General features: G+C 69.1%; 22 protein-coding genes and 1 pseudogene. 9 read left to right on the top strand and 14 right to left on the bottom strand.

The genetic code is table 11. The features are described 5' to 3' along the window. Window positions 1-118: 118 nt before the first annotated feature. Window positions 119-1072, bottom strand: coding sequence for a YihY/virulence factor BrkB family protein (locus ACIHIX_RS25420; protein ID WP_399959855.1), 954 nt, complete (start codon window positions 1070-1072; stop codon window positions 119-121). Between the two features lie 500 nt (window positions 1073-1572). Between ACIHIX_RS25420 and ACIHIX_RS25415 the strand changes: the two genes are divergently transcribed. Beyond that, complete coding sequence (locus ACIHIX_RS25415; protein ID WP_399959853.1) at window positions 1573-2796, top strand: phosphatidylserine/phosphatidylglycerophosphate/cardiolipin synthase family protein; 1224 nt, start codon at window positions 1573-1575, stop codon at window positions 2794-2796. Between the two features lie 275 nt (window positions 2797-3071). Here the strand turns inward: ACIHIX_RS25415 and ACIHIX_RS25410 are convergent, their stop codons facing one another. Both ACIHIX_RS25410 and ACIHIX_RS25405 read right to left on the bottom strand, forming a co-directional pair. Further along, window positions 3072-3335 (bottom strand): hypothetical protein, encoded by a 264-nt coding sequence (locus ACIHIX_RS25410; protein WP_399960209.1) that lies wholly within the window; start codon window positions 3333-3335, stop codon window positions 3072-3074. Between the two features lie 907 nt (window positions 3336-4242). Beyond that, entirely contained in the window at window positions 4243-4536 is a 294-nt protein-coding gene (locus ACIHIX_RS25405; protein WP_399959851.1) for a DUF1330 domain-containing protein, read from the bottom strand. Window positions 4537-4724: 188 nt separating this feature from the next. Here ACIHIX_RS25405 and ACIHIX_RS25400 point away from each other — a divergent pair, with 188 nt between their 5' ends. The 4 genes from ACIHIX_RS25400 to ACIHIX_RS25385 all read left to right on the top strand — a co-directional run bounded on the left by ACIHIX_RS25400 (window position 4725) and on the right by ACIHIX_RS25385 (window position 9182). After that, window positions 4725-5627: a LysR family transcriptional regulator gene (locus ACIHIX_RS25400; protein ID WP_399959849.1), complete on the top strand. Its 903-nt coding sequence runs from the start codon at window positions 4725-4727 to the stop codon at window positions 5625-5627. Window positions 5628-5811: 184 nt separating this feature from the next. Further along, a complete protein-coding gene (locus ACIHIX_RS25395; protein ID WP_399959847.1) occupies window positions 5812-6285 on the top strand; it encodes an RICIN domain-containing protein in 474 nt (157 codons plus the stop codon). Window positions 6286-6313: 28 nt separating this feature from the next. Next, entirely contained in the window at window positions 6314-8545 is a 2232-nt protein-coding gene (locus ACIHIX_RS25390; protein ID WP_399959845.1) for a glycoside hydrolase domain-containing protein, read from the top strand. Between the two features lie 13 nt (window positions 8546-8558). Beyond that, on the top strand, window positions 8559-9182 hold the full coding sequence (locus tag ACIHIX_RS25385; protein ID WP_399959843.1) for a hypothetical protein: 624 nt from the start codon (window positions 8559-8561) through the stop codon (window positions 9180-9182). A gap of 11 nt (window positions 9183-9193) precedes the next feature. Here ACIHIX_RS25385 and ACIHIX_RS25380 read toward each other — a convergent pair whose 3' ends face one another. The 4 genes from ACIHIX_RS25380 to ACIHIX_RS25365 all read right to left on the bottom strand — a co-directional run bounded on the left by ACIHIX_RS25380 (window position 9194) and on the right by ACIHIX_RS25365 (window position 12391). Next, window positions 9194-10198 (bottom strand): winged helix-turn-helix domain-containing protein, encoded by a 1005-nt coding sequence (locus tag ACIHIX_RS25380; protein WP_399959841.1) that lies wholly within the window; start codon window positions 10196-10198, stop codon window positions 9194-9196. 188 nt (window positions 10199-10386) lie between these two features. Further along, window positions 10387-10815, bottom strand: coding sequence for a hypothetical protein (locus tag ACIHIX_RS25375; protein WP_399959839.1), 429 nt, complete (start codon window positions 10813-10815; stop codon window positions 10387-10389). A 29-nt stretch (window positions 10816-10844) separates the two neighbouring features. Further along, a complete protein-coding gene (locus ACIHIX_RS25370; RefSeq protein ID WP_399959837.1) occupies window positions 10845-11786 on the bottom strand; it encodes a hypothetical protein in 942 nt (313 codons plus the stop codon). A gap of 149 nt (window positions 11787-11935) precedes the next feature. Continuing rightward, complete coding sequence (locus ACIHIX_RS25365; protein WP_399959835.1) at window positions 11936-12391, bottom strand: hypothetical protein; 456 nt, start codon at window positions 12389-12391, stop codon at window positions 11936-11938. Between the two features lie 421 nt (window positions 12392-12812). Here ACIHIX_RS25365 and ACIHIX_RS25360 point away from each other — a divergent pair, with 421 nt between their 5' ends. Continuing rightward, on the top strand, window positions 12813-13070 hold the full coding sequence (locus tag ACIHIX_RS25360; protein WP_399959833.1) for an STAS domain-containing protein: 258 nt from the start codon (window positions 12813-12815) through the stop codon (window positions 13068-13070). Then, window positions 13070-14002: an anti-sigma factor RsbA family regulatory protein gene (locus ACIHIX_RS25355; RefSeq protein ID WP_399959831.1), complete on the top strand. Its 933-nt coding sequence runs from the start codon at window positions 13070-13072 to the stop codon at window positions 14000-14002. The genes ACIHIX_RS25360 and ACIHIX_RS25355 overlap by 1 nt, the downstream gene beginning before the upstream one ends. 104 nt (window positions 14003-14106) lie before the next feature. On the opposite strand, the gene ACIHIX_RS25350 is transcribed toward ACIHIX_RS25355, so the two are convergent. Both ACIHIX_RS25350 and ACIHIX_RS25345 read right to left on the bottom strand, forming a co-directional pair. Then, window positions 14107-15171, bottom strand: a complete 1065-nt coding sequence (locus ACIHIX_RS25350; RefSeq protein ID WP_399959829.1) for a sodium:calcium antiporter — start codon at window positions 15169-15171, stop codon at window positions 14107-14109. A gap of 66 nt (window positions 15172-15237) precedes the next feature. Beyond that, window positions 15238-15486: a helix-turn-helix domain-containing protein gene (locus ACIHIX_RS25345; RefSeq protein WP_399959827.1), complete on the bottom strand. Its 249-nt coding sequence runs from the start codon at window positions 15484-15486 to the stop codon at window positions 15238-15240. A gap of 421 nt (window positions 15487-15907) precedes the next feature. Here ACIHIX_RS25345 and ACIHIX_RS25340 point away from each other — a divergent pair, with 421 nt between their 5' ends. After that, window positions 15908-16534, top strand: a complete 627-nt coding sequence (locus ACIHIX_RS25340) for a TetR/AcrR family transcriptional regulator C-terminal domain-containing protein (RefSeq protein ID WP_399959825.1) — start codon at window positions 15908-15910, stop codon at window positions 16532-16534. A gap of 131 nt (window positions 16535-16665) precedes the next feature. Here ACIHIX_RS25340 and ACIHIX_RS25335 read toward each other — a convergent pair whose 3' ends face one another. The 5 genes from ACIHIX_RS25335 to ACIHIX_RS25315 form a co-directional block, all read right to left on the bottom strand. Then, the gene (locus ACIHIX_RS25335) at window positions 16666-17991 is read right to left on the bottom strand and encodes an amidohydrolase family protein (RefSeq protein ID WP_399959823.1); all 1326 of its coding nucleotides are present in this window, start codon (window positions 17989-17991) and stop codon (window positions 16666-16668) included. Between the two features lie 58 nt (window positions 17992-18049). Then, complete coding sequence (locus ACIHIX_RS25330; protein ID WP_399959822.1) at window positions 18050-19579, bottom strand: FAD-dependent oxidoreductase; 1530 nt, start codon at window positions 19577-19579, stop codon at window positions 18050-18052. Then, window positions 19576-20481 (bottom strand): alpha/beta fold hydrolase, encoded by a 906-nt coding sequence (locus ACIHIX_RS25325; protein WP_399959820.1) that lies wholly within the window; start codon window positions 20479-20481, stop codon window positions 19576-19578. The genes ACIHIX_RS25330 and ACIHIX_RS25325 overlap by 4 nt, the downstream gene beginning before the upstream one ends. A 19-nt stretch (window positions 20482-20500) precedes the next feature. Beyond that, window positions 20501-21334, bottom strand: coding sequence for an alpha/beta fold hydrolase (locus ACIHIX_RS25320; RefSeq protein ID WP_399959818.1), 834 nt, complete (start codon window positions 21332-21334; stop codon window positions 20501-20503). Between the two features lie 146 nt (window positions 21335-21480). Then, window positions 21481-23229, bottom strand: a complete 1749-nt coding sequence (locus ACIHIX_RS25315) for a glycoside hydrolase family 6 protein (protein ID WP_399959816.1) — start codon at window positions 23227-23229, stop codon at window positions 21481-21483. Between the two features lie 877 nt (window positions 23230-24106). Between ACIHIX_RS25315 and ACIHIX_RS25310 the strand changes: the two are divergent. Further along, window positions 24107-24460 (top strand): annotated as a pseudogene (locus ACIHIX_RS25310) (glycoside hydrolase family 48 protein); the annotation flags it as partial. Window positions 24461-24691: the final 231 nt, after the last annotated feature.

Here is a 24691-nt window from a genome sequence, read left to right as displayed (position 1 = left end):
CGGGCGGGGCTGAAACCCCGCGGTGGCGCTCGGAGTTCACACCGGGGAACATGTTGCGGCCACGGTACGAAGAGGACCGTGCTGAGGCAGGTGCCGCAAGGCTGCGTCGGCGCCCAGGTCAGACCCCTGGGTCGTCCTGGACCGGTCCGGGGCGCCGGCCGCGTGCCGCTTCCAGCTGTGCCGCGAAGGACAGTCCGAGCAGCAGGGCGATGGACGTGAGGTAGGCCCACAGCAGCAGGGACATGAACGCGCTGAGGGGGCCGTAGACGGTGTCGAAGGAACCACTGAGGTTCAGGTAGAGGCTCAGCGCCCAGGTGAGGGTCATCCACAGCACGAGATAGACGGCCGCGCCGAAGGCGAGCCAGGTGTAGCCGGGTTGGTCGCGGCGTGGCGAGCGGCGGAAGATGACGCTCGCGGAAATGAGGGCGAGCAGGAACCCGAGGGGCCAGCGCAGGATGTCCCAGGCGTGCAGGGTGCCGTCGTCGAGGTGGTAGACGGTGACCGCCGCCGCGGCGAGGGCGTCGCCGGCCACCATGAGGACGAAGCCGAGGCCCAGCGGCAGCCCGGCGCTGAGCGCCATCACCAGACCGCGCAGGTACTTGAGGTGGAAGGGACGGTCGCGTTCGTTGCCGTAGATCCGGTTGGCGCCCCGCTCGATCTGGCACATGGCGGTGGTGACGTTGACCAGGGAGAAGACGGCGCCGAACCAGAGAGCGACCTCGGCACCGGCGCCGGAGTCGCGTCGGCTGCGGTCGAGTGCGTCGTCGACGACTGCCGCGCTCGGGCCCTGGGCTATCCGGTGAATCGTCAGTTCCGCGAGCCTGCCGACGCTCTCGGTGTGCAGGCTGGTGGACAGGCCGACGAAGGCGATGGCGAGGGGGACGACCGCCAGGACCGTCTGCAGGGCGAGGGCCCGGGCGTGGCTGAAGCCGTCGGCGTAGCGGAAGCGGATGAAGGCGTCGCGCAGCAGGGGCCAGCCGCCGTATCGGCGCAGGGCCGCCCAGGCCTCGTCGCCGGACAGTTCCTCTCCGGCCATGTCGCGTGTCTCGGGGACCTTCGTCGCCGTACCCATTCACATTCCCCGTGCGGGCAGCAGCATCGTCAGCGCGCCCGCGCCCGGAAGAGTCTCCACGCTCAGGCGAGGGCCGGATGTCATCGGGGCGCCGTCCAGTGCGCGGGGCCGGGCGCGGGCGGTGCGCCGAACAGCCGGGGCGTCGGTCGGCCGTACTCCCAGAGTCATCGGCGGAGTGCGCCTTATGGTCGTCGGCATGCGTACTCCCCAGATCAACGTGTCACGGCGATGGCCGGCCCGAGGCTCGCCCTCCGGCTTTCCGCCGTATGCCCACTGAACCTCGACCCAGACCCGTCGTGATCGGTACTGATGCGTGGGCAGGCGGCCGGTGGACGAGTCGGCCGCCGGGTATGGGGCCCGGTCAGGGACCGGCGTTCACCGCTTCTGCACAAAGGTGTCTGTGGGGAGGAGTGCCGCGGCCTCGGCAGGGCAAGCGGCTTGTCGGGCTTGCCGTGCCGGCGTGCACCGAGCCCTCTTCATGATCCGACGGGAGACAGCGCGTGATTCTTGACGGCATACCCACAGCACCCGCCGACGCCCCGGCTTCCGCCACCGCACTCGCCACACCCGAGGCGCGCAAGCAACGGCTGCGCCGCCGTCTGGAGCGGCTCATCGGTGTGGCTGCCACCGAGGGCAACGAGCTCGTGCGGCTGCGCAACGGTGATGAGATCTTTCCCGCGATGCTCGAAGCGATCCGTTCGGCCCGGCACACGATCGACATGATGACGTTCGTGTACTGGCGTGGTCAGATCGCCCGGGACTTCGCCCGTGCCCTGGCCGATCGCGCACGGGCGGGAGTGCGGGTCCGTCTGCTTCTGGACGGCTTCGGCGCGCAGAAGATCGAACGGCAGCTGCTCGACCTGATGGACGAAGCGGGCGTGCACGTGGCGTGGTTCCGTAAACCCGTGTGGCTGTCGCCCTTCAAGCAGAACCACCGCTGCCACCGCAAGGCCCTCGTCGTGGATGAGCACACCGCCTTCACCGGCGGGGTCGGCATCGCCGAGGAATGGTGCGGCGACGCCCGGGGCCCCGGGGAATGGCGGGACACCCATGTGCAGGTGCGCGGTCCGGCCGTCGACGGCATCGCGGCCGCGTTCGCGCAGAACTGGGCCGAGTGTCATGAGGAGCTCTTCGACGACCGCGACCGTTTCACCGAACACGAGCAGGCCGGTTCGGCCGTCGTCCAGGTCGTGCGCGGGTCGGCCAGCATCGGCTGGCAGGACATGCAAACGCTCATCCGCGTCATGCTCACCTCCGCCGAGGAACGCTTCCGGCTCGCCACCGCCTACTTCGCACCCGACACGTACTTCATCGATCTGCTGTGCCGGACCGCCCGGCGCGGCGTAGAGGTGGAAATCCTGCTTCCCGGGCCGCACACGGATCAGCGTGCCTGCCAGCTGGCCGGTCAGCACCACTACGCGCGTCTTCTTCAGGCCGGCGTGCGCATCCGGCAGTACCAGCCGACCATGATGCACGCCAAGATCATCACGGTGGACTCGGTGGCCGCGCTGATCGGTTCCACCAACTTCAACCGCCGGTCCATGGACCACGACGAAGAGGTCATGCTCGCGGTGCTGGACGAGACCTTCACCGCCTCACTCGACCGCGACTACGAAGAAGACCTGAAACACAGCGTCGACATCGATCTCACCCGCTGGAGACGGCGCGCCCTGCTCCAGCGCGCCAAGGAAACCGCCGTCACCCCCGTCCGACGGTTCCTGTGAGGTTGCTCCGGCGTCGTGACGAGGCCCGCACAGCGAACGACCAGCCGCCGCACTCGGAACACCCTCGCGGGTGCGGGAAGTAGATCCCCCGAACAGGGCGGTGGCCCTCTCGCATGGCACGGGCGAGTCGTCGACGGCGACACGTGGGCGGGGGAGTGGCGGACTGTCAGGTGGGTGGCATGCCGGGCCGGGCCGGCCCCAGATCGCGCCGCCGGACTGATCTGCCGAGGGGAGCGGGCGGCCCGCCGGTGTTGTCGCTGTCGGGGTGCCGCCGGTCAGCCGCCCGCGTTGCGTTCCGCGATCCGCAGATTGTTGGCGATGTCCATACGCACCGGATGCCCGGCCGACAGGCTCATGCTCTGAGCGTGGGCGGTGCGCAGGGCGGTGAGGCCGTCGCGGCGCAGGCCTGCGGCGAAGAGTGTCGCGCCGAGGGTGTTGGCGGTGGTGAGGTTGGATTCGGCGCCGGCTCCGAGACTTCGGGCGCGGCGCTGCCAGGTGTCGTCGAGAACCGCGACGGCCGCGGAGACATCGCCCTGGATGGCCAGGGCCGCGCCGAGGTTGTGAGCGCAGTCGAGGGTCGCGGGGGCGTCGGGCAGGCGCGGGCGGCACGGTCGGTGGCCTCGCGGGCGATCTGCGCGGACGCGGAGGCTTTGCGCTGCTGGTAGCGAGTGGAGCCGAGCAGGTTGAGCAGGCCGATGGTCTCCTCGTGGTTCGCTCCCAACTCCGCCTCGCAGTCGGGCAGCAGGCGGCGTAGGAGCACCTCCGCCGCTTCGTGGTCACCGGTGTCGAACAGGACGCGCGCGGTGCGTAGTTGCCGCCGCAGGCCGGTGCGGTTCGGGCCCTTGCGACGCCACACGACGCCCCCTCGTCCACGGCGTTGTCGCCTCGTCGTTGTTCCGGTGGTGCGGTCGACCACCGTACAACTGCGGCATGTTGATCGGGGAGGGAACGGGCGTGGGCCGCGGTGTCACGATGGGGCGGGCACGGTAACGGGAGGACCTTCCTCCGGGTTGCTGGGGCTGTTCGGGCGGAACGACCCATCCGGGCGGGATCCGCTGGTCGCGTCGTTGGAGGGTGAGGCCGCGCTGGTGTCCGGGGCGGAGGATCAGGAGGCTGCACGGCGACAGTTGGCGCCGGCGCGTGGCAGTTGCGGCTGGAGCAGTTTCTCGCGCGCACCCGGAGGCGGCCGACGAGGTACGTGAGTTGACTCGGCGATTGCAGGACGAGCTGCCGGTGCAACAGCGCCACTGGGTGCAGCGTGTCGAGGCGCGCGATCACGGGTAGGCGTTCGGCGCGCAGGGTGGGAACGTGATCGTCCATCAGGAGCCGGGCGTCGGCCGCGGTGACCGCGCGACGTGAGTGAGCAGCACGTCAGCGCGACGGGCGACCCCGAGGTCCGGCTGGCTGCCGCGATCGGCTGACTCTGCCTCACTGACCAACCCCCAGTCAGCCGATGCCTTCGATGATGCGGAAGTCGCGCTCGACGCCTTCGGGGAGGGCCACCAGCGCCTTCTGGTACGCCTCGCTCTCGTATGCCGCGACGGCCTGGTCAAGGCTGTCGAACTCGATCAGAACGACGCGTTGCGTGATTCCGGCCTCGTGGGCGACGACTCGACCCCCACGGGACAGCACACGCCCGCCCCCGGCCTGGACAGCCTGACGGGCCAGCTTGTCGTAGGCGGTAAGCCCCTCTGGGTCGGCGATGGCGGGGTAGACGCTGACCCAGTAACCCTTGGCCATGGAAACCTCCTGTGTTCGGCCGTTCCCGTCCGACGTCGGACCGACACTCGGATCGATCGATCCCGGGGACGGCCACTGCGGTAGGTGGAACCGTCATTTACGCAGGCTAGGGCTTGATCTGCGGCCGAGGGAAAGACCGGTTCGGCATAGACTCAGAACGGATCGTTATCAATCGGCGGGGAGGGTACGTGGCGCCCGATACGGTGAGCCTGCGGTACTTCCTGGTGCTGGCGCAGGAGTTGAACTTCACCCGCGCGGCCGCCCGGATCGGCATCGCACAGCCCGCACTCAGCGCCCGGATGCGCCGACTGGAGGCGGAACTCGGTACCACCCTGCTGATCCGCGACACGCGCAGCGTCGTATTGACCACGGCCGGTGCGGCGTTGGCGGAGTCCGCGCCACCTGCGCTGGCGGCGCTGGATCGGGCATGGGACACCGCCCGGAGCGCGGCGGCCGGTGAACTGGGGACGCTGCGCATCGGATACAGCCTCAGCGCCGGGGCCGAGACGGCACCGGCTCTCGTGGACCGGCTGATACGCGACAACAGTGGCCTCGAGGTCGGCGCGGTCCCGATGGCGACACCGGAGATCTCCCCCGCGGTCGCGGACGGCCGCATCGACGCCGGGATCACCCGCGGTGCACAGCCAGGCCGTGGCGTGCGCCGCTACCTGCTGCGGCGTGCGCGCATCGGGGTCCAGCTGGCGCAGCACCATCCGCTGGCCGAACACCCGGAGATCGAGATCGCCGACGCAGCCGAGTATCCGTTGCGACTCCCGGACCGTGCGGCCAACCCCGTGATCCACGATCAGCTGTCCGCGCTGTTCCGAGACATCCGACCACACCCCCGATTCCACACGCCCGCGGTCTCTTTCGACATGTCTCAACGCGACCTGCGCGACGGGGCCACCCTCGCCCCGTCCGGAGAAGCCGCGCTCACGGCACAGCCGGCCGGTCTCACCTGGCGACCGCTGCGGGGCGCACCCAGCCTGACGATCCACCTGGTCCTGCCACGTGAGCAGTCGCCGCTGCACCGCCGCGTCCGTGCCGTCGCCAAAACCCTGGTGCGAGAGCTGCACTGGTTGCCGGACTGACGCGCAGAAGACCGATCCAGGCGACGCCTGCGGTGGCGGGGCGGTGATGACACGATGCGGTCGCCCTACGCAGCCTCCACCTCGCCAACCTCCTTTCGGCTATAGCTGAAACGTCTGGTGGCCGTGGGACCCCGGTTCCAGTCTTGGCGTGCGAGTCCGACCACTCAGCCATCCGGGGGATGACATGAAGTCACTCAAGACCGCCGCGGCGGCCCTGCTCTGCGCGGGCGCACTGGTCACCACGAGCGGCAGCGCCGAGGCCGTGCAGGAGTCCCAGGACGGCGGCAGCACCGTCCTGGTCGTGAACACCTTCCAGAGCCTCGGCACGCAGCGCTGCATGGACGACAGCCGGGAGTACGGGTTCCGTACGTTCCCCTGCAACAGCGGCGCCTACCAGCAGTGGGACGTCCACGTCTTCAACGACGGAACGCGCCGCTTCCAGAACAAGGTCACGGGACGCTGCCTCTACGACGGCCCGGCCGGGTTCAGCGCGCAGTACTGCGACAGCTCCGAGTACGTGAGCTGGTACGTCGTCCGCCACCACTCGGTGCGCCTCACCTTCCGCAACCAGTACACCGACGACTGCATCGACGACAGCGACGACAGCGGATTCCGCACCACCGGCTGCAACGGCGGCATCTACCAGGACTGGGTCTGACGCCCCACCACAGGGAGAAGAGGCGCACATGGCCGACGAGATGGTGGAACGCGCGCAGCAGTTCATCAACTCCTACAACGTGCCCGGCATCCCGAAGGTGGAGGTCAACGGGCGCACCAGCTGGACGGTGATGTACGGCCTGACCCGGGCGCTCCAGTACGAGCTGGGCATCACCACACTGTCGGACTCCTTCGGTCCGACGACGCTGAGCCAACTCCAGTCCCGGTACGGGGCGCAGATCGACGACCGGACCCGGCACGAGAACATCTACCGGATCATCCAGGCGGGCCTGTACTGCAAGGGCTACGACGGCGGCGGCATGGACGGCACCTACAACGGCAGGACCGCGGACTCGGTCGCCGAGCTCAAGTCCAACATGGGTGTGGGCGGGGCCTATCCGGGCAGCGGGCTGCAGCCGAAGGTGTTCAAGGCGCTGCTCACGATGGACCCGTACGTGCGCGTGGGCAACGGCACCGAGCAGGTGCGCCAGATCCAGCAGTGGCTCAACGGACGGTACGTCCAGCGACGGGAGTTCTTCATCTGCCCGGCCGACGGGAACTTCTCCCGGGACGTGCAGAAGGCGCTGGTCTTCGCCCTCCAGTACGAGATTGGCATGAGCGACGACGTCGCCAACGGCCGTTTCGGCCCCGGTACCCAGGACGGCATCAGGACACAGGCGATGCTCGGCTCCGGCTCGGCCGACGGCGCCAAGCAGTTCGTGCACCTCTTCCAGGCGGCGATGCGGTTCAACGGCTGGGACGTCGCGTTCGACGGCTTCTACTCGGGGTCGCTGCTGAGCACCGTCGTGGACTTCCAGCGCTTCGCCCAACTGCTGCCCACCACTGGCACCGCGGACTTCCGTACCTGGGCCTCACTGCTGGTCAGTACCGGCGACCCGAGCCGGCCCGGCACCGCGGCCGACTGCATCACCGAGATCACCCCGGCCCGCGCCCAGGCGCTGCGCGCCGCCGGATACACCACGGTGGGGCGGTACCTGACCAACGCGAACGTCACGAACCCGAAGAACAAGAAGATCCAGCCCGGTGAGCTCGCCAACATCGTCGCGGGCGGCCTCTCGGTCTTCCCGATCTACCAGACCAATGGCGGCGATCCGGAGTACTTCAACGCGCAGCAGGGTGCCACGGACGCCCTGGCGGCCCTGGAGGCGGCCCGCGGGCACGGCTTCCGTGCCGGGACCATCATCTACTTCTCCGTCGACTACGACGCCGTCGACGAGGAGATCACCAGCCGGGTCATCCCGCACTTCCGCGGACTGACGGGCCGTATGGCCGCCTACGGCAGCGAGTACCGCGTCGGTGTGTACGCGCCCCGCAACATCTGCAGCCGGCTCGCCAAGGCCGGTCTGACGACGGCCAGTTTCGTGTCGGACATGTCGACCGGCTACAGCGGCAACCTGGGGTTCCCGCTGCCGAAGGACTGGGCCTTCGACCAGATCGCGACGATCACGGTGGGCTCGGGTACCGGGTTCATCGAGATCGACAAGGATGTCGCGTCCGGACGCGACACCGGGCAGACCCTGTTCACACCCAGGGGGCCGGACACCGCGCTGGACGTGCCCTTCGACATGAGCCGTCGGGGTGCCCTGACCTCGGATCTCGGCACCTACATCGTGGCCAACGGCCACGACGACTGGTACCGGGACCGCACCCCCGCGGAGTGCATCGGCAAGGTCCTCGACATGGACGCGCTGATCACAGGTCTCGCCCGGTCCTTCCGGATGCGCAAGTCGCTGATCCAGGCCGTGGTCTTCTGGGAGTACCAGGCCGACTTCACTGACGAGGCGGTGGATGTGCTGGTCGCCGCCTACTTCGCCTGGGAGGAGGCGCAGGCCGCCTGGGAGCAGACCCCCGTCGGGGAGCCGCCCGCCCCGCCGGCCGTGATCAAGGACGACTCCAGCACCGGCGTCGCCCAGATCTTCGGCAGGACCGCGATCAGGGCCCGTAACCACTGCATCCGCGCGGACGTGATCTCGGGCCCGATCCAGGACACGGAGGACTGGCGGGCACGCCGGGCGGTCTGGGACCAGCTGCGCAACGACGACGACTACAACGTGGGCACCGTTCCGCTGATCCACATCTGGTCCGCCGCTCTCGCCGGCGTCACCGCCGACCGGCTGAGCTACTCCGACGCCGACATCGTCAAGGTGCTCACCCTGTACAACGGCGCCGGCGAATACGGTCGCCGAGCTCGCGACCTCTACAGCATTTTCGAGACCTACAACGCGGCCCTGCGCGGCTGAAGGGGGAATCGGCATGCAGATCAGAGACACGGACAGACCAGGCGGCGGAGGCCTGCCCCGGCGGGCCCTGCTGCTCACCGGACTCGCCGGGGCGGTGGCGGCCGGCATCTCCTTGCCGACGGCCACCCCCGCCTCGGCCGCGGCCCGCACCACCAGTACCAACGGATGGCCGGTCACCACCACCGGCATCAGCACCCTGCCGGTGCCGGGTGCCCCGGCCTCCGTCGCACTGCTGGAAGGAGACGTCTCCACGGTGCTCGTCCACGTCATCCGCCGCTTCCACTACGAGGTCGAGGAGGTCGCACGCCACGAACTCGCCGGACACCGCCCCGCCGCGGGGCTGACGGGACACACCACCAACTACGCCTCAGGCACGGCCGTCGAGATACGCCCGGCCGCCTACCCCCTGGCCGCGACCGGTGTGCTGTTCCCCCAACAGCTGGCCGTGGTGCGCGACATCCTCAAGGAGTGCGGGGGAGTGGTGGCCTGGGGCGGCCACCTGCGCCGACCGCACGCGGCGCACTTCCAGATCGCCGTACGCCCCGGTGATACCCGACTCCGCAGCCTCGCCCAACGGATCAACGGCTGGACCCAGGCACCGGGACAGGGCGCGGGAGTGCTCACCCTGGGCGCCTGATCAGAGCCGCGTCACCCGGACGTGACCGGTGGAATGCCGCGTCGGCCGCCCACCAGCGCCTCCCCCAGCGGGGTCGCGCTGTGGTGGACGGACGGTCCGCGGCGCCGGGTGACGATCAGCCCGGAGTCACGCAGAGCGGCGGTGTGCTGCGACACCGAGGCGGGGGAGACGATGAGCCTCTGCGCGAGCTCCCCGGTCGACCCGCCGCCCGCGGCGAGGGCGGCGAGCAGATCGGCGCGGGTCCGGCCCAGGAGGGTGCGCAGGGCCTCCCGCGGGTCGCGGAGCAACTCGGCGTCCGGCTGCGCCCAGCCCAGGTCGTGGGCTATCGGGTGGACGATCACCGGAGGCAGACCGGGATCGCGCAGGGTGATCGGAGCGCGCCAGCAGAAGAACGACGGCAGCAGGACGAGGCCCCGCCCATCGAGGTGGATGTCGCGGTCGCAGGCGCTGGTCATGGTGAGCTGACCGGACCGCCAGCGCAGGTCCGGGTGCAGGGTGGCCAGCATCCCCTCGACACCTCCGTCCGTCACGGCCCGCATCCGCAGCGCGCGGTCTCGGTCGAAGGCCGCGCGCACCCGGGTCCAGTGCGGCCGCAGGGCGATGGCGAAGTATGCGCGCAGGGTCCGGTCGAGGCGGCGCAGGGTGCCGAGGTCCCCCTCGGCCAGGGGCCGGATCCAGGTACCGGGACGCTGGGCGGCGTTCAGGCCCCTGATGTCCCGGCACAGCACTCGGCGCGGAGTGGACAGAACGGCGTCGAGTCCCGCTTCCAGCCCGTCCCCGCCGGGTGCCGGGGTGAGGAAGTCGGCTGAGTAGCCCCGGGGCGGGGCGAGGTCGAAGAGCATATGGACGGCGGCGGCGAGCCGCGACCGCACCTGTCTCTTCCACGGGCCGAAGACGACCGCGCCGTCGTCGCCCGCGACCAGATGCAGGCTGAGCAGCAGTTCCCACATCGGATCCGGTCTGCTCGCCACCCGTACGCGCGCGATGTCCGCGCTCGTGAAATGGAACGTCAACATGTCATCCCCCGAAGTGCGAGGCAGGCCCTGGTCAGAGGCCTGGAAATGGTTCCGCGAGTGTTGGAGCGCCACGCTGGGACGAGGGTTGTGGGAGTGGCCGATACCGGCTGGAGAATGGCGGGTTCTCCGGCAAGGCTCGGATCCTGAACGAGGTAGGCGGCGCGGAAAGCCCCTGCGGGCGCCTCGACTCAGGGCAGGTTCGTCCACCGATGTGAGGAGATGTTGTCGTTGAGCCATTCCCCTGACCCAGGGCCCGTGTTCGCGTCGAAGGTCCACTGACGCAGGTCGCTGAGTCCTACGCCGTTGTAGACGCCCCGGCGGGCGCCGGTGTAGTTGAGGCCCCAGTACACCCAGATGTCGTCCAGGTTGCCGGGGTAGCCGTTGTTCCAGAGCGAACTCACCTGGTTGCGGCAGCTGCCCCAGTCCGGGGCTTCTCCCGACCAGTCGTCGCACCACCCCGAGTAACCCGTGTTGTAGTAGACGTGGAGAAGACCATCGGCGACCCGGCCGGCAGAGGACCGGGGAACGGGTTCCGATGCCTGCGCGGCGAGCGGTGTGGCCGCCACCGTCACAGCGGCGAGAGCCGCGCCGATAAGAGTGGTGCGTAGTTTTCCCATGTTCTTCCCTCTCGTTGCGGAATTCGGGTTCATGAGGATGCGCCGGCCTTCTGTATGAGAGCGCGGGCGCCAGGCAGCGCGTTCAGTTGTAGTTCCCGGTAGGTACGCACGGCCGCGTGGTATTGCCGGGCAAGGCTGCGGGCGTACTGCCGGTCCAAGGCCCGTGCGGTCTTGGCCAAGCCCGAAGTGTGGGCGCACCGCGCCTCGGTGACGGCAAGTGCGATTTCCTCGGTCCTGGGAAGAGGGGACTTTCGCGCACCGGTCGCCGTTCGCAGGTCGGCCGGGCTCGTAGCGGGGTGATCGGCTGCCCGCATACACGCGGACCAGGGCTTGACCGCCTCGGCGAACCGCGGATCCGCGGTGACCCCGGCACGGCGGAGTTCCGTGAGCGCGTCCGCGGTGACTTTCGCCTGGAACCATTGCCGCAGGTTTCCGTAGAGTGCTGCGTCGGCCTCCGACTGGCAGCCCTTGGGGCTCCGTTGGAACACCATGCCGTCGGGGGCCTTGGCCGACACAGTCAGAGGGCGAGAACCGTTGGCCGCTGTCAGAGCCGCTGCCCGCCGCTTGGCCGGCAGCCCGCGAAAGTACCGCTGATTGACATCTGTTGTGCGCAGCTCGGACAGCTCCTGCTGTATATCCGTCCCGTAACCGTGTTCGCGAGCCCACGCCACGTCGTCGAGCACGTATGGGAACTCCCGGGCCTCCGGAACCGGGTTCTCCTTGACCGGCTGGTACTTGAATCCCTTCTGCTGCATGCAGTCACGCAGCAAGATCTGACCGGCGTCATGCAGAAGGGTCAACTCCTGCCGTGACGGTTCACGCGGTTCTTGGCCGGCCGCAGCAGTCGAGGAGGACGTCGAGGAATCGGTGGACGCGTGAATGCCGCCAGCCACGGCACCCAGGGCCGCGCACAGGACACCGACCACCACAAAGCGGCCGCCTGCGCCGGAAGTTCGCCGAAGTTCCGCCACTGATCGCGCCCCCTTTTGCCGCATACCGGTAGGTCGCCTGTTCCGGCACGAAAGTGTCACTCCGGTAGCACCAGCGGATACTCGCGTAACCATTCGGCGACCGGCAATGGATTCGATGACGATGGAAATGTTGGGACAGTGACGGAGGATCACGTACACGGCGATGCCGTCGGGGTGGTGGCTTCGAGCAGTACCTCTTCGACCACGTCCGGATCGTTGAGGGTGCCGTTTCCGTCCGGCGGCACCAGCCAGCGCGCCTCACGCGCGGCGCGGCCGGGACAGGGCACCCAGATCCACGTATCCAAACCCGCGGTCCAACACACGTCACGCGGCCAGCGCTCCGTCGAGCCCGGCGGAACGAAGACACCGATCCGGGCGCCGGCAATGTCAGCCAGCACCGGCCCCGGTGCCCCGCTGCGCCTTTCCAGCAGGTCGAAGACCGCGTGACCGAGCTGTCCGGGGACGAGAAGCACGTCCCAGCGCAGACCGGCCGGGAGCAGCACGGTCGTAAAGGGGTTGTCCTCCCACGTCTCACGGCAGGCGCGCGGATCGGGTGCGGCCGACGCCAGCCATTGCATCGCCGTCTCGGCCGTTGATTCGATCACAGGACTGCCTCTCGCTCGTACGGGCCGCGAACTGCGGCGTCACCCGAGAGAGGTGTCCACGTCCTGGGCATTACGCGCCTACGTCGAGCACCCCTCGAGCGAGGCATGCACTGGACACTCGTGCTACAGCACCTGCTCTCGAAGGCGGCAACCACGGAAGGCGCGTGGTGACAGGCGCGTACCGCGCCAACACAGCGACCGCTCGCTCCGACTTGCCGATCCAGGGGCGCGTGTGCCTCCTGGCTAGACTGTCGCGTTGGGTGGAGTCTTTGGTGCGCCCGTGCCGGATGTGTCGGCAGGCGGCGTGATGTGAAGGAGTGCGAGCGTGGATGCCCCACATGTGGTGGGAGGGCCTCGGGCGGCGTTCGGGAGTGCCGCTTTGGAGGTGAGCCCGTTGCCCGGTGGTCGTTCCGGGGTCCGTGTGCGTGGTGAGATCAGCGCCCTCACGAGTGCGCCGTGGGAGCGGGCACTGTCTGAGCTGGCCCGGCGGCATGCGGGTGTGTCGTACGTGGAGTTGTCGGATGTGGCGTTCGTCGACGTGGCCGGGGTGACCGCGCTGGCCCTCACCGCCATGAACCTGCCTGAGGGGAGGGTTGTGGTGGAGAACCCCCCGCCGCAGCTGCAGCGGGTTTTGGAGTTGTTCTGGCCGGACCTGGATCGGATCGAGGTGGCTCTGTGATGAGCACGGTGACCACCCATGAAGCATTCGTGCACCCTGCGCTGTTCTACCGCACCGAACAGGAGTACACGCGGCAGACGGTGTCCTTCCTGCGCGAGGGTCTGGCTTGTGGCGAGCCGATGGCCGTGGCGGTGCCGGGCCCCAACCTGGAGCTGATCAAGGCGGGTCTGGGCGGGGACGCCGAGGGCATCCTGTTCCTGGACATGGCCGAGGCGGGCCGCAACCCGGGGCGGATCATCCCCAAGGTGTTGCGTGGATTCGCCGACGCCCACCCGAGCGGGCGTGTGCGGATCATCGGCGAGCCGATCTGGGCCGGGCGCAGCACGGTGGAGTACCCGGCGTGCGCGCAGCACGAGGCGTTGATCAACGCCGCGTTCGAGGGGCGGGCGGTGACGATCCTGTGTCCCTACGACGAGGTACGGCTGGACCCCGAGGTCATCGCCGATGCGCGGGTTACCCACCCGACCCTCATCACCGGGGACGGACGTGAGTCGGTCAGTGACAGGTACGACTGGCGGGCGGTCGTCGACCGGTACAACGAGGCGCTGGCGCCTGCACCGGATGCCGCGGTCTTCTCCTACGGTGTCGAGGACCTTCCGGCGGTCCGCCAGTTCGCTCTCGCGCAGGCGATGCGGCTGGGCCTGGGCGAGCGGCGGCTGATGGATGTGGAGCTGGCGGTCGCGGAGCTGACGACCAACAGCGTGGTCCACGGCGGAGGCGGCGGAACACTCGCGGTCTGGGCCGAGCACGGTCAGCTGGTGTGTGAGGTCCGCGATGCGGGCCGACTGACCGATCCACTGGCCGGGCGTCGCCCACCGGAGCACGGCCAACTCGGGGGCCGGGGCCTGATGCTGGTCCACTGCGTGGCCGATCTCGTACGGCAGCACACCGGCGAGGACGGCACGACCCTGCGTTTCTACCTCAGCTTGTGACCACGCGTGGGCGGCCAACCTGAATGATTGGCCGCTCACCCCGTGTCGCGGCGGCATGGTCCGGGGAGAGTGCCGTGAGTTCGTTCATGGCCGGCGAGGGCGGATCAGGTGGCGATGGTGGCCAGCCCGGCGATGCCGATGAGGTAGATGACGATCGCGGTGATGCTGTCGATGCCCATCCGCGCGTACTGGCGTCGAGGGCGGAAGACGAGGCCGGCCATGTAGACGACGGTGAGGATGATGCCGAGCGCGGTGAGGTAGATGTCGGTGTCGTGTGCTGCGGGCAGGACAGGCTTGCCGGAGATGACGGTGGCCAGGAGGAACAGCACGGGCAGGAACGCGTTGCCGCCGAAGATGTCGCTGATGGCGAGCTGGTAGTCGCCGAGCTTGGTGGAGGTCAGGCCCGTGCTGATCTCGGGCAGGGAGGTGGCCGCGGCCAGGACCGTGGCCCCGAAGAGCACGCCGCTGAGGCCCTGGCGGGCGAAGAACTCCTCGCCGCTGCGCTCGATGACGACGCCGGCGACGAGGGTGGCCAGGGCCGCGGCACCGAAGATGAGCGCCGCTCGTCCGGTGCGGATGCCCTGGTCGGTGGCGGCCTTCTCCTTCTTGCCGCGGGAGTGGCCGCGTGGTTCGGGCTGGCTGTCGGGCGCGTCGCCGCCCTCTCGCCAGGGCAGGCCGCGATCGGCCCGGTTGAGCAGCATCAGGCCGATCAGCCATATCACGGCGATCGCCAGGGACGCGGGGGCCAGTCGGGCAGCGTGCAGGCCGGGTGAGAGCTGGGTGCCCATCACGACGACGGCCAGGACGACCACCACGAGCGCGCCCTCCAGGACGAGTTGGAGGCTGGCGGCCAGGCGGGTCAGCGGGGCGCGTGGCCGTACACCGGCGGCGTCCAGGATCGCCAGGACGACGGTCTGGAGGGCGATGCCGCCGAGGATGTTGCCGACGGCGACGTCGAGCCGACCGGCCAGGGCGGCGCTGATGGTGATGGCGATCTCGGGCAGGTTGGTGGCGATCGCGAGGAGTATCAGCCCGCCCAGCGCGGTGCCCAGGTGGAGGCGTTCGGCGAGCACGTCGGTGTGGTCGGACAGCTTGACGCCCGCATACCAGATGACGGCCGCACTGGCGGCGAACAGCAACAGCAGCACTGGTGAGCTCAGAGATCCCATGCCGCAGCGGGTACCCGATGACGCTGCCGGCACGGGATCCGCACGGCCTTCGGGATGGCGGGTGCGTCACACTGGGTGGCCTGCGGGGGTCACGGTCCGATGGTCCTGGCTCGCCTCCACTACTTCGGGGAGCGGCAACGAAAGCGCCTGAGCCAGTTCCGCGAGCTCTTCAGACGTCGGGTGGATCGGTCCGGCGGCTCCGTCTTCGACGAACGCTTTGATGCGAGGGACACGGATGCCGGTCGCGTAGGCGAGCGCCTCGGTACTCAGGTGCTTGTCCCGCATGGCGTCTGCGAGCAACTCGGTCAGGTCCACTGGTCGACCTCCCTCAGTCGGCATGGCAACGGCCCCCCGGATGTGTCCGCGCCTTCCAGGTGGCTGGGCACAGGTGTTTCGTATGCCCAGTCCGCGCTGTGGCATGAGTGAGCGATGGCTGCGGGTTTATTTCTGCGGCGTTGTGTCCGGGCCGGGCCAGTAACCCCGATGCTTCCGACCACAGTGCCCGTGGCCGCTTCGACTACGCGCAGCCCAAGATCTCCGGTGTTCGCATGACCCGGCACAGGAGCGGGTCCTGCACGCTCTGGCGGCCCGCGAGGTCCAGGAGCCCCCGTGCTTTCATATCGGATACGGTGTTGCTGTTACGGTGCCGTCCGAGGAGGTGAAACGTTCCGTGGCAGCAGCTGATCCAAGGCGAGCGGGCGCTGCGCCGGCGCGGCGTTCCCCTGGTCGCCCGCCCATGCCGTTGGAACGCATGGTCTCCACGGCCCTGCAGATCGTGGACGAGGAGGGCGCCGACGCTCTGTCGATGCGGACGTTGGCCCAGCGTCTGGGTTCGGGCACGGCCACGCTGTACCGGCACTTCGACAACCGGGCAGCGCTCATCGCTCACGTCGTGGACCGCATGTTCGGCGCGGTGGAACTGAACGGCGACGAACTCCACGCGATGGCCTGGCAGGAGGCGCTGCGGACGGCCGCACACGCCATGTTCGACGCCTTGTCCCGGCACCAGAACGCGGCACGTCTGATGGTCGAGCAGGTTCCCCTGGGGCCGAAGGCCATGGCAGTGCGGGAGCGTTGCGTCGCGGTGTTGCTCGGCAGTGGCTTCGAGCCGCGGCAGGCCGCGCACGCGTATGCGACCCTGGCCCGCTATGTCCTCGGATTTGCCGTACAGGTCAACCGGCACGAGGGGGCGGGCCAGTCCGAGGATGCTCAGGCGGCGGCTGTCTTCCAGAGCGTGGATCCGGCCCTGTATCCGGCGACCCTCACCGTTGCCTCCGTGATGCCCATTCCGATCGAGGACGAGTTCTCCTTCGGCCTCGAACTTCTTCTCAGCGGACTTGAACGCCTGCGCGAGGAAGGCTGACCGAACCAAGCGACGTGTGCACGAGATCGGACGGGCATCCCCAAGGGGGCCGAAGCGTGCCCGCCGCGCCGGCGAGGGACAGCAGGTCGTGCACGTCGGCGCCCGTTTCGTACGTCGGTCCGCCGCGCGGGTCAGGCGTGGCTGCGCACCTTCCCGATGCCGCGCAGCAGCCGCTGCCCGGACGCGCGGAGCTGGTCCCTGAGTTCGTCGAGGCCGGGTGCGAGCAGGGCGTGATCTCGTTTGCGCCAAATGCCGGCGACCAAGACTGCTTCGATGTTGGCGATGTCGGCGTGCAGCACGGTGGCGATGGGGTCGTGCGCCGGCCACAGGTTGAGTGCCCGGGCGTCGACGGCGACCAGGTCGGCCTGCATGCCGGCCTCGATCCGGCCCACCCGGTCGGCCAGGCCGAGTGCCTTCGCCCCTTCGACCGTGGCCCAGGCGAGTGCCTGTCTGGCAGTGACCGAGGCCGTGCTTGCGTGCATACCGGTGGTCTCTCGGTACGCGGCGTGGTCCAGGCTGCGCTGATGGGCCAGGGCGATCCGAGCCGCCGTGAGGACCTTGCCCGGTACGGCGGTGTCGATGTCCGTGCCCAGGGAGGGCGCCGCGCCCAGGCGCAGCAACGCCCCGGTGACGGGGGTGCCGTGCCCTTGCCCGAGTTCGTTCTCTGGGGTGGTGGTGAAGGTGACGCCCGCCTCGACGAGCATCTCGATCCAGGCGCCGGGCAGGTCGGCTCCGTGCACGACGTTGGTCCGGGAGCTGAACAGCCCGGAGGCCCGCACGGCCTCCCAGCCGGGGGAGAGTTCTCCGCCGCTCTGGTGCATCGAGACGACGAGACCGCGGTCCGCGCCGGCTCGGAAGTCGGCCACCGCGATCTCCGGCGAGGAATACTGCGGCCCTTGCAGAGCCATGCCCAGGGTCAGCAGGGCATGCTCGCGGACGGGGCCGTCGAGCAGCCTGTCGATCTCGGCGAGTGGGTGAGGGGTCTCCGGTGACCGGTAGGGCGTGCCGTGCAGGAAGACGGCACGGATCCCTGCCTGGACCAGTCCCTCCACGGCCGCGTCGGCGTGCTCGGGCGAGAGGGCGTTGTGGCACCAGTCGCCCACGGTGGTCGTGCCGCAGTTGATCTGGTTCAGTGCGCCGGCCAGGTTGCTGATGTGCATGTCGGCCGGGGTGTAGTGGCCGACGCACTCGCCGTGGAGGTGGGTGAAGTACTCCATGAGCGTCCAGTCGGCGCCTGCGGAGCGCAGCGCTGTCTGCCAGGTGTGCAGGTGGGCGTTGACCAGGCCGGGCAGGACGATGCGGCCGGAGAAGTCGATGACTTCGGCACCGGACGCCTCGATGTTCTCGCCGATGGCGGCGATGCGGTCGCCGTCGATGAGGATGTCGAGGTGTTCGGCGTCGGGCCGGTCCGGCGCCATGGTGATGACCTGCGCTCCGCGCAGCAGCGTGCGGCTCACGCGGCGGCTCCCGAGTTGGGGCTCATGCGGGGGTGTTGGAACATGTGCGGCTCCTTGCCTACGGGGTCACGGCCCTTACGGCTGTCTGTGTGGTGGTGAGGAAGTCCGACGTGGCGATGTGCCCGATGTAGCCGTCGGGACGGATCAGCAGCAGCGTGTCGCCGGTCAGGCCGTACGCACGCCGCAGTGTGTGCTTGGCGTCGGCAATGGTGAAGCCGTCTGCGGCCACCGGTCCGACGACGAGCCGCTTCAGCTGGGCGCCCGTCGTCGGCCAGACGAGCTGCTCGAGGCCGCGGGCGGCCCCGGGGCCGTAGGCGAGGGCGGTGAAGTCGGGTCCTTGCAAGAGGTCGAACAGCCGGGTCCGGAGGCCGTCGGCGCCGAGCAGTTGGGCGTCCGGGGCGCGGTCGCCCACGCGAAGGGTCGTCGTGCGCATGCCGTCGGCGGGGGCGAGCGGGCCGCCGTAGTAGGTCAGGGCGAGTTGCTGCTCGTCCTTGCCTCGTTTCATGCTCGACGGGTCGAGCTTGGCGATGCCGCCCCACTTCGCCGTGGACAGGCCCAGGACCCCGGCGGCGATGGGCTGCCGCTCGGCCTCGTAGGTGTCCAGCAGGGTCGGGTCCGCCCCGGCGAGGACCTGTCCGAGTTTCCAGCCGAGGTTGTAGGCGTCCTGGACACCGGTGTTCAGGCCCTGGGCGCCGGCCGGGGTGTGGACGTGTGCGGCGTCCCCGGCGAGAAACACACGTCCTCGGCCGTAGCTCTCCGCCAGGCGGATGTTGGGCCTGAACACCGAGGTCCAGTGGATGTCGTGCAACTGGATTCGCCTGTCGCGGGTGTGGTCGCGGATCCGCCGGAGGATGGCGTCCCTCTCCGACGGGGGTTCCTCGTCCGGCGTGAGACGGATCATCCACTGGAACATGTCGCTGTGGGGGAGCGGGCAGGCACCGATGAGTCTGCCGCCCAGTCCGGGCCACATGTGCCAGCGGTCACGGCCCAGACCGGTCACCGAGGCATCGACGATGAGCATCCGGTCGCTCTCGTGTGTCGTCCCGGCGAAACCGATGCCGAGCTGCTTGCGCACCGCACTGGAACCACCGTCCGCGCCCACGGCGTAACGGGCGACGATCTCCTCCGTACCGTCCGGGCCCGCCACCGTGGCGACCACCGTGTCTTCGCCCTGCGTCAGCTCGGTCAGCTCACGGTCGAACTCGACCTTGAGGCCGAGCTCGCCCAGCCGGGCGTGCAGTGCGCGGTCCGTGCGGAACTGGGGGATCAGCCAGGTGTTCGGGTAGGGGACGTCGGCACTCGCCTCCTTGTGGGGGAACATCTTCCACGGCACGGCGAGCGGTCCCGCGTGCAGCCCGAGCTTGGGGTAGACGCTGCCGCCGGCCAGCACCTCGTCGAGGGCGCCGAGGTCTTCGAGGACTTCGAGGCTGCGGGGCTGGATGCCTTTGGCGCGGGAGCCGTCGAAGGCATGGGGGGACCTGTCGACGATGCGCACATCCAGCCCCCGACGCAGGAGGTCGATGGCCACGGCGGAACCCGAGGGGCCCGCGCCGACGACCAGGACGTCGATGACCTGAGGGTGGTTCATGAGTCGAGCCTTTCGGTGCGCGCGGCCACGAACGGGGCGATCTGGTCGGCGACTTCGCGGGGCCGTTCGAAGGGAGCCATGTGGCCGCATTCGGCAATGACCCGGTGGTGCTGAGGCCTCAGCAGCGCGCGTGCGGTGTCGAAGTGAGCCATGGGTGTGACCTCGTCCTCGTCTCCCCACAACAGCAGCGTCGGTATGCCCAGTGCCCCCGTTTGGCGGAAGAGCTCGTCCCGGCCGGAGACGGGCAGGTGCTGGAGCGTGTCGAAGACCGCGTACAGCGAGCCCTCGAAGCGGAACGCCTCCAGGACCATGTCGGTCAGCTCCGCGCTGAGTTCGGGGTCGCGGACGTTGTGGCCCAGGTGTCCCTGGAGTATCTGTCGGCCGCGCCGCCGGGCGACGAGGCCGGCCAGAGCGTCGTTGCGCAGCAGCCGGTGAGGGGAGGTCAGCCGGGGTTTCGCGAGACCGGCGGGGCCGACGAGGGTGAGGGTGGACACGGATGAGGGGTACTGGGCGGCGTAGGTCATGCTGACCAGTGCGCCCATGGAGGTGCCGACGAGATGCAGGGGTCGTGCCGTGAGATCGAGTCGTTCCGTGAGTTCGGCCAGCTGTCGCGCGAACAGGTTCTCGTCGTATCGCGCCCGTACTCGGTCCGAGTAGCCGCGGCCGTACGCGCTGCAGGTCAGGGTTCGCAGTCCGCGGGAGTTGAGTTCGGTGGCGAGGCTGTCCCAGTAGAACAGCGGGATGGTCAGTCCGCCCGCCATGACGACGACGTCCCCGTCCTCGGGGCCCCTCAACTCGTAGTGGGTGACGCCGTCGGACAGCTCGATGAAGCTGCCGGGCAGGGCTTGCCGTGCTTGGGCGGTGAACCGGCGGTCCTCGCCCGATGCGACGAAGTACTTCATGGAACGGTGCTCCTTGGCGTCAGTGCGTGCGGCTGTCGGCGGCAGAGCCGAGGAACTCGGCGATCGCCTGCGCGACCCATTGGGGTTCCTCTTCCGGCAGCAGATGACCGCCGTGGGGGTGCACCAGCTCCGTGGCGCCGGGGATGTCGCGGGTGAAGTGCTGGCCGTCGATGCTCGCGCTGCGCAGCACGAGTGTGGGCACCGTGATGCGTGAGATCTGCGCGGAGCGGTCGGGCTGGTCGGTGTTGCAGAAGTCGACGAAGGCTGAGCGGTTCCCAGGTCGGCTCATGAGCGCGTGGGCGCGGTCGATCATGGCCGTGTCCACGACGGTCGAACGGGGGCCGACGGCCGAGCGCAGATTGCGTTCGATGGCGCCGCGCGGCATCACGTGCCGCAACACAGGGCGCAGCAACGGATTGCGGATCAGGCGCATGCCTGCCGGTATCGCCTTCTCCGGATATCCGGTGGCGTTGACCAGCACCAGTCCGGTCAGTCGCTCCGGGTGGTCGAGTGCGAGGTTCCAGGCGATGTTGCCCCCGAGAGAGTTGCCGGCCACGGCGTAGCGGGGGACTTCCAGGGCCTCCAGCAGTCCCGCCACTGTCGCCGTGTAGGTCGGGATGCGGTAGTCGCGGTCGTGGCGAGGTCCGGTCAGGCCGAACCCGGGCAGGTCGGGGCGGATGACGTCGAAGGACTGCGCCAGTGCTGCCGCCGCACGGTCGAAGTGCTGGAGTGAGGAAGCGCTGCCGTGCAGCAGTACCAGTACGGGACCTCGTCCGGTGCGTTTGTAGTGGATCTGCTGGCCGTCCACGACGACGAAGCGGGAATCAGGCTGCGGCTCGGACCAGGTACTCATAATGGTTACAGTGTTGCCGATAATAAGGTTCTGTCAAGCGGATGCCAGTGCGCGACCTCGCCGAGGGGGAGTGGGAACGATGCATGCCTGAGCCGGGGCCGGTCGCTCAACGACCGGCCCCGGCGACCACTCACCGCGTCACAGGGTTACGGCAGGGGCGGGTAGGCGTTCTGCATGAGCTGCTGGAACTGGGCGGGGAACCAGTGCCCGGCGAGCGGTGCGTTCGCCAGCGCGCCGGTGGGGTTGTTGCCGTTGCGGGCGTTGCCGCCGTAGGTGGGATCACACATCCGGTCGAAGCCCTTGCCCTCGTCGTTGGGGATGGCGGCGCTGTTGCCGTCGGACTCCCCCGGGGGCTTGACCCACACGTAGGCGTCGATCCCGGTGGCGGGCGCCGCGGTGGGTCGTTCACCGATGCCGGCACCGCTCTGGTTGCACCAGTTGCCGGCGTGGATGCGCCGGTCGATGCGGCTGCCGTCGACGTAGGCGTCCACGGAGGTCAGCGGGCCGGGGCCGGCGGGCCGGGCCGTTCCGCCCCAGCCGTTGCGGGAGGTGTCGATCAGCATGCCGAGACCGGAGTCGAACCCGGCCGCGACCAGCTTGTCCCGCAGCCCGATCGCGAACGACTGCTCGTCCACGTACTGGTTCCAGTCCACCCACTTCGACTGGCGTATGGTCTGCCCGTTCACCGAGTCGGTGACCTTGAAGTTGGGCTCCTTGGCGGGGCTGTAGTTGGCGGTGTTGACGATGAAGCCGGTCACATCGCTCATGCTCGCGCCGTTGGAGGTGGCGACCTTGGCGAACTCCTGCACGGACGGGCCCAGGTTGCTGTCCCAGCCGAGCCATCCGTGGTGGCCGGCGTCGATGTAGTTGTAGACGTTCGCCAGGGCGCCGAGCTTGTCCAGGGCGTAGGAGACGCCCTTCTCGTAGTTGCCGTTGCTCTTCATGGTCACGCACGCGTCGGTGGTGGTGTTCGTCCCGCCCGCGTTGGTGATCAGGTTGGGCAGCGAGTCGGGCTCGATGACGGTGGCGATGCGCAGGCCCGCGTACTTGGACTCGGACAGGATCGAGGTGATCGGGTCGATGTACTGGGACTTGTACTTGTCGAGGTCGTTCGGTCCCAGTTCGCCGTTGGAGGCCAGGGCCGCGCAGTCACGGCCGGGCAGGTCGTAGATGACCAGCTGGACGACGAGTTCACCGCTTCCCTTCTGCTTCAGCGCCTCGTCCAGGTGAGCGCGCAGGCCCATGCCGCCGTTGACGCCGTTGATGGCGGCGATCCGGTCCAGCCACACGGCGGTGGGCTGGCTGGAGATACGGCTGCCGCCCGGCTCGGCGGCCGCCTTCGCCGACCACTCCGGGTTCACGTACACCTTGGCACCGACATAGGGGTTGGCCGCCTTCGACCCGCCCGGTCCGGGATCGGTCGGCCCCGGATCCGTCGGTCCCGGGTCCGTCGGTCCGGGGTCGGTCGGCCCGCCGCCGTCCACGTTGCAGGTGGCGCCGTCGAGAGTGAACGTAGCCGGAATCGCGTTGGTCCCGCTGTAGGACGCCTGGAACCCGAAGCCGGCCGAACCACCGGTGCCGAGCGTGCCGTTGTAGCTCTCGTTGGCGGCTGTGACGGAGGCGCCGCTCTGGCTGACCTTCGCGTTCCAGCCGTTGCTGATCTTCTGGTTCCCGGCGTACGACCACTTCAGCGACCAACTCGACTTGGCCGCACCGTTGTTGGTGATCGTGACGGCGGCGGTGAAGCCGGTGTCCCACTGGTTCTGCACCTTGTAGTCCACTGTGCAGGGCGCGGCCGCGGTGCTGGCGTCGGCAGGGACGGCGATGAGCGCGGCGCCGGAGGTCCCGGTGAGCAGGGCCAGCGCGGTGAGCAGTGACATTCTTGTGCGACTCATGAGAGGAGTTCCTTCTCCTTCTGGGTGCGAGCGGCTCCAACGCGGGCAGGCGAATGCCTGCCCGGAGCGGTGAGGGTGCAACTGCCGCCATCAGGGCAGGGGCAGGCGTTCGGGCGAGATGTCCACGGGTGAAAGCGGTCCCGTCGGATCACTGCGCGGCGGCCATGTGCCCGGTGGCGGACAGGTGTTGGGGTGACGGCGTGCTGGGTGGCCTGCGGTCAGGCTCTGGGCAGCGCTGAAGCGGTAGCCGTGTGCGGGTTCGGCGACGAACGCCGTGTGCCGCAGGCGTCGACGAGGCCGAAGTGAACGCAGCCCGTACGGGCGGCGATGAGAGGTGCTGTGTGCGGCGGGTGGCGCATGAGCGAGTCCTTTCAGCCGGGCGCATCGTGATGGCTGCGCCTAGTGATGGAACCGCTCCCACTGGTGCGACGGACGCTAGCGCCAACGGCCGCAGTTTCACAGGGTGGTTGCTTAGTTTTTTGTACAGCGAATCGGTTCGAACGATTCAACTCCTCAACGTATTGACGTGAACGGTGTCCGTCCTCAATATGGGAGCGCTCCCACTGGTTCAGGCCTTGACCCCCCACCGAGCCGTATACGGCGAGGAGGAACCAGCACATGGATCCCGGACGTAAGCGCAGAGCCGCGCGGCGGTTGTGGACGGCCGTCGCAGCCGCGTTCGCCCTACCCCTGCCGATGTTCGCCGTCGGCCCAACGCCTGCTCAGGCGGCAGGTGTTCAGTGCGACGACTAACGGATCAGCGAACGGGGCTCCGGCTTCGCCGCCGATCTCACCCCCACCCGCCCCGGAACGGACGCCGTCAATGGCTAGACCGTGACGCACGGCCACACGGGCAGTCAGAAGCTTGTGACAGGCTCCCGCCATGCTCCAGTGGTCGGGCAAGTCCGACCCGTGGAACGCCTCAAGCCCCGGTGGCGGCAGCGGGCGTCACGGCACCGTTGCCGACTGCACCGATGACTCTGGTGTGTCCGCCGCGTACCACGGCGTCCACGCGTCGAGCGGCTGGGCCGGCACGATACCCAACGAGGACGCGATCAGCCCCTCGTCGACCTTTCCTCGCCTCCGGTCCTGCTGCGGGAACGATCCGGCATGGTCGACGGTCGGGGCCCCTCTGAAAGCCCGCGCGGTCCCCGTGCTCACCCACCACCGGTACTGGGCCCAGGCCGACATCGCACTGGCCATGGGCTCGTACGCGGAGCTTTTCGGATAGCCCCCGCCACGGCTCCGCGTACCTGACCCCGCCGAAGGCGGACGGGGTCACCAGCCGGACGGCCCCGCCCCCGGGGCCGTCCGGCGCTCGACATCAGTCGCGGCGCACCCGAAGTGCATGAGGACGACCCGGCACCGTCTTGTCAGGGCCATGCACGCAATCGCAATTGTCCGCGTTTTGGGAGCGCTCCCGAACCAATGGCCAACGATCTACCACCTCTTGAAAGCACCC

The organism is Streptomyces sp. NPDC051913, from assembly GCF_044593635.1.
Taxonomy (GTDB): domain Bacteria; phylum Actinomycetota; class Actinomycetes; order Streptomycetales; family Streptomycetaceae; genus Streptomyces.
The sequence above is the reverse complement of the archived record's forward strand: the minus strand, read 5'-3'. Positions and strand labels throughout refer to the sequence as shown.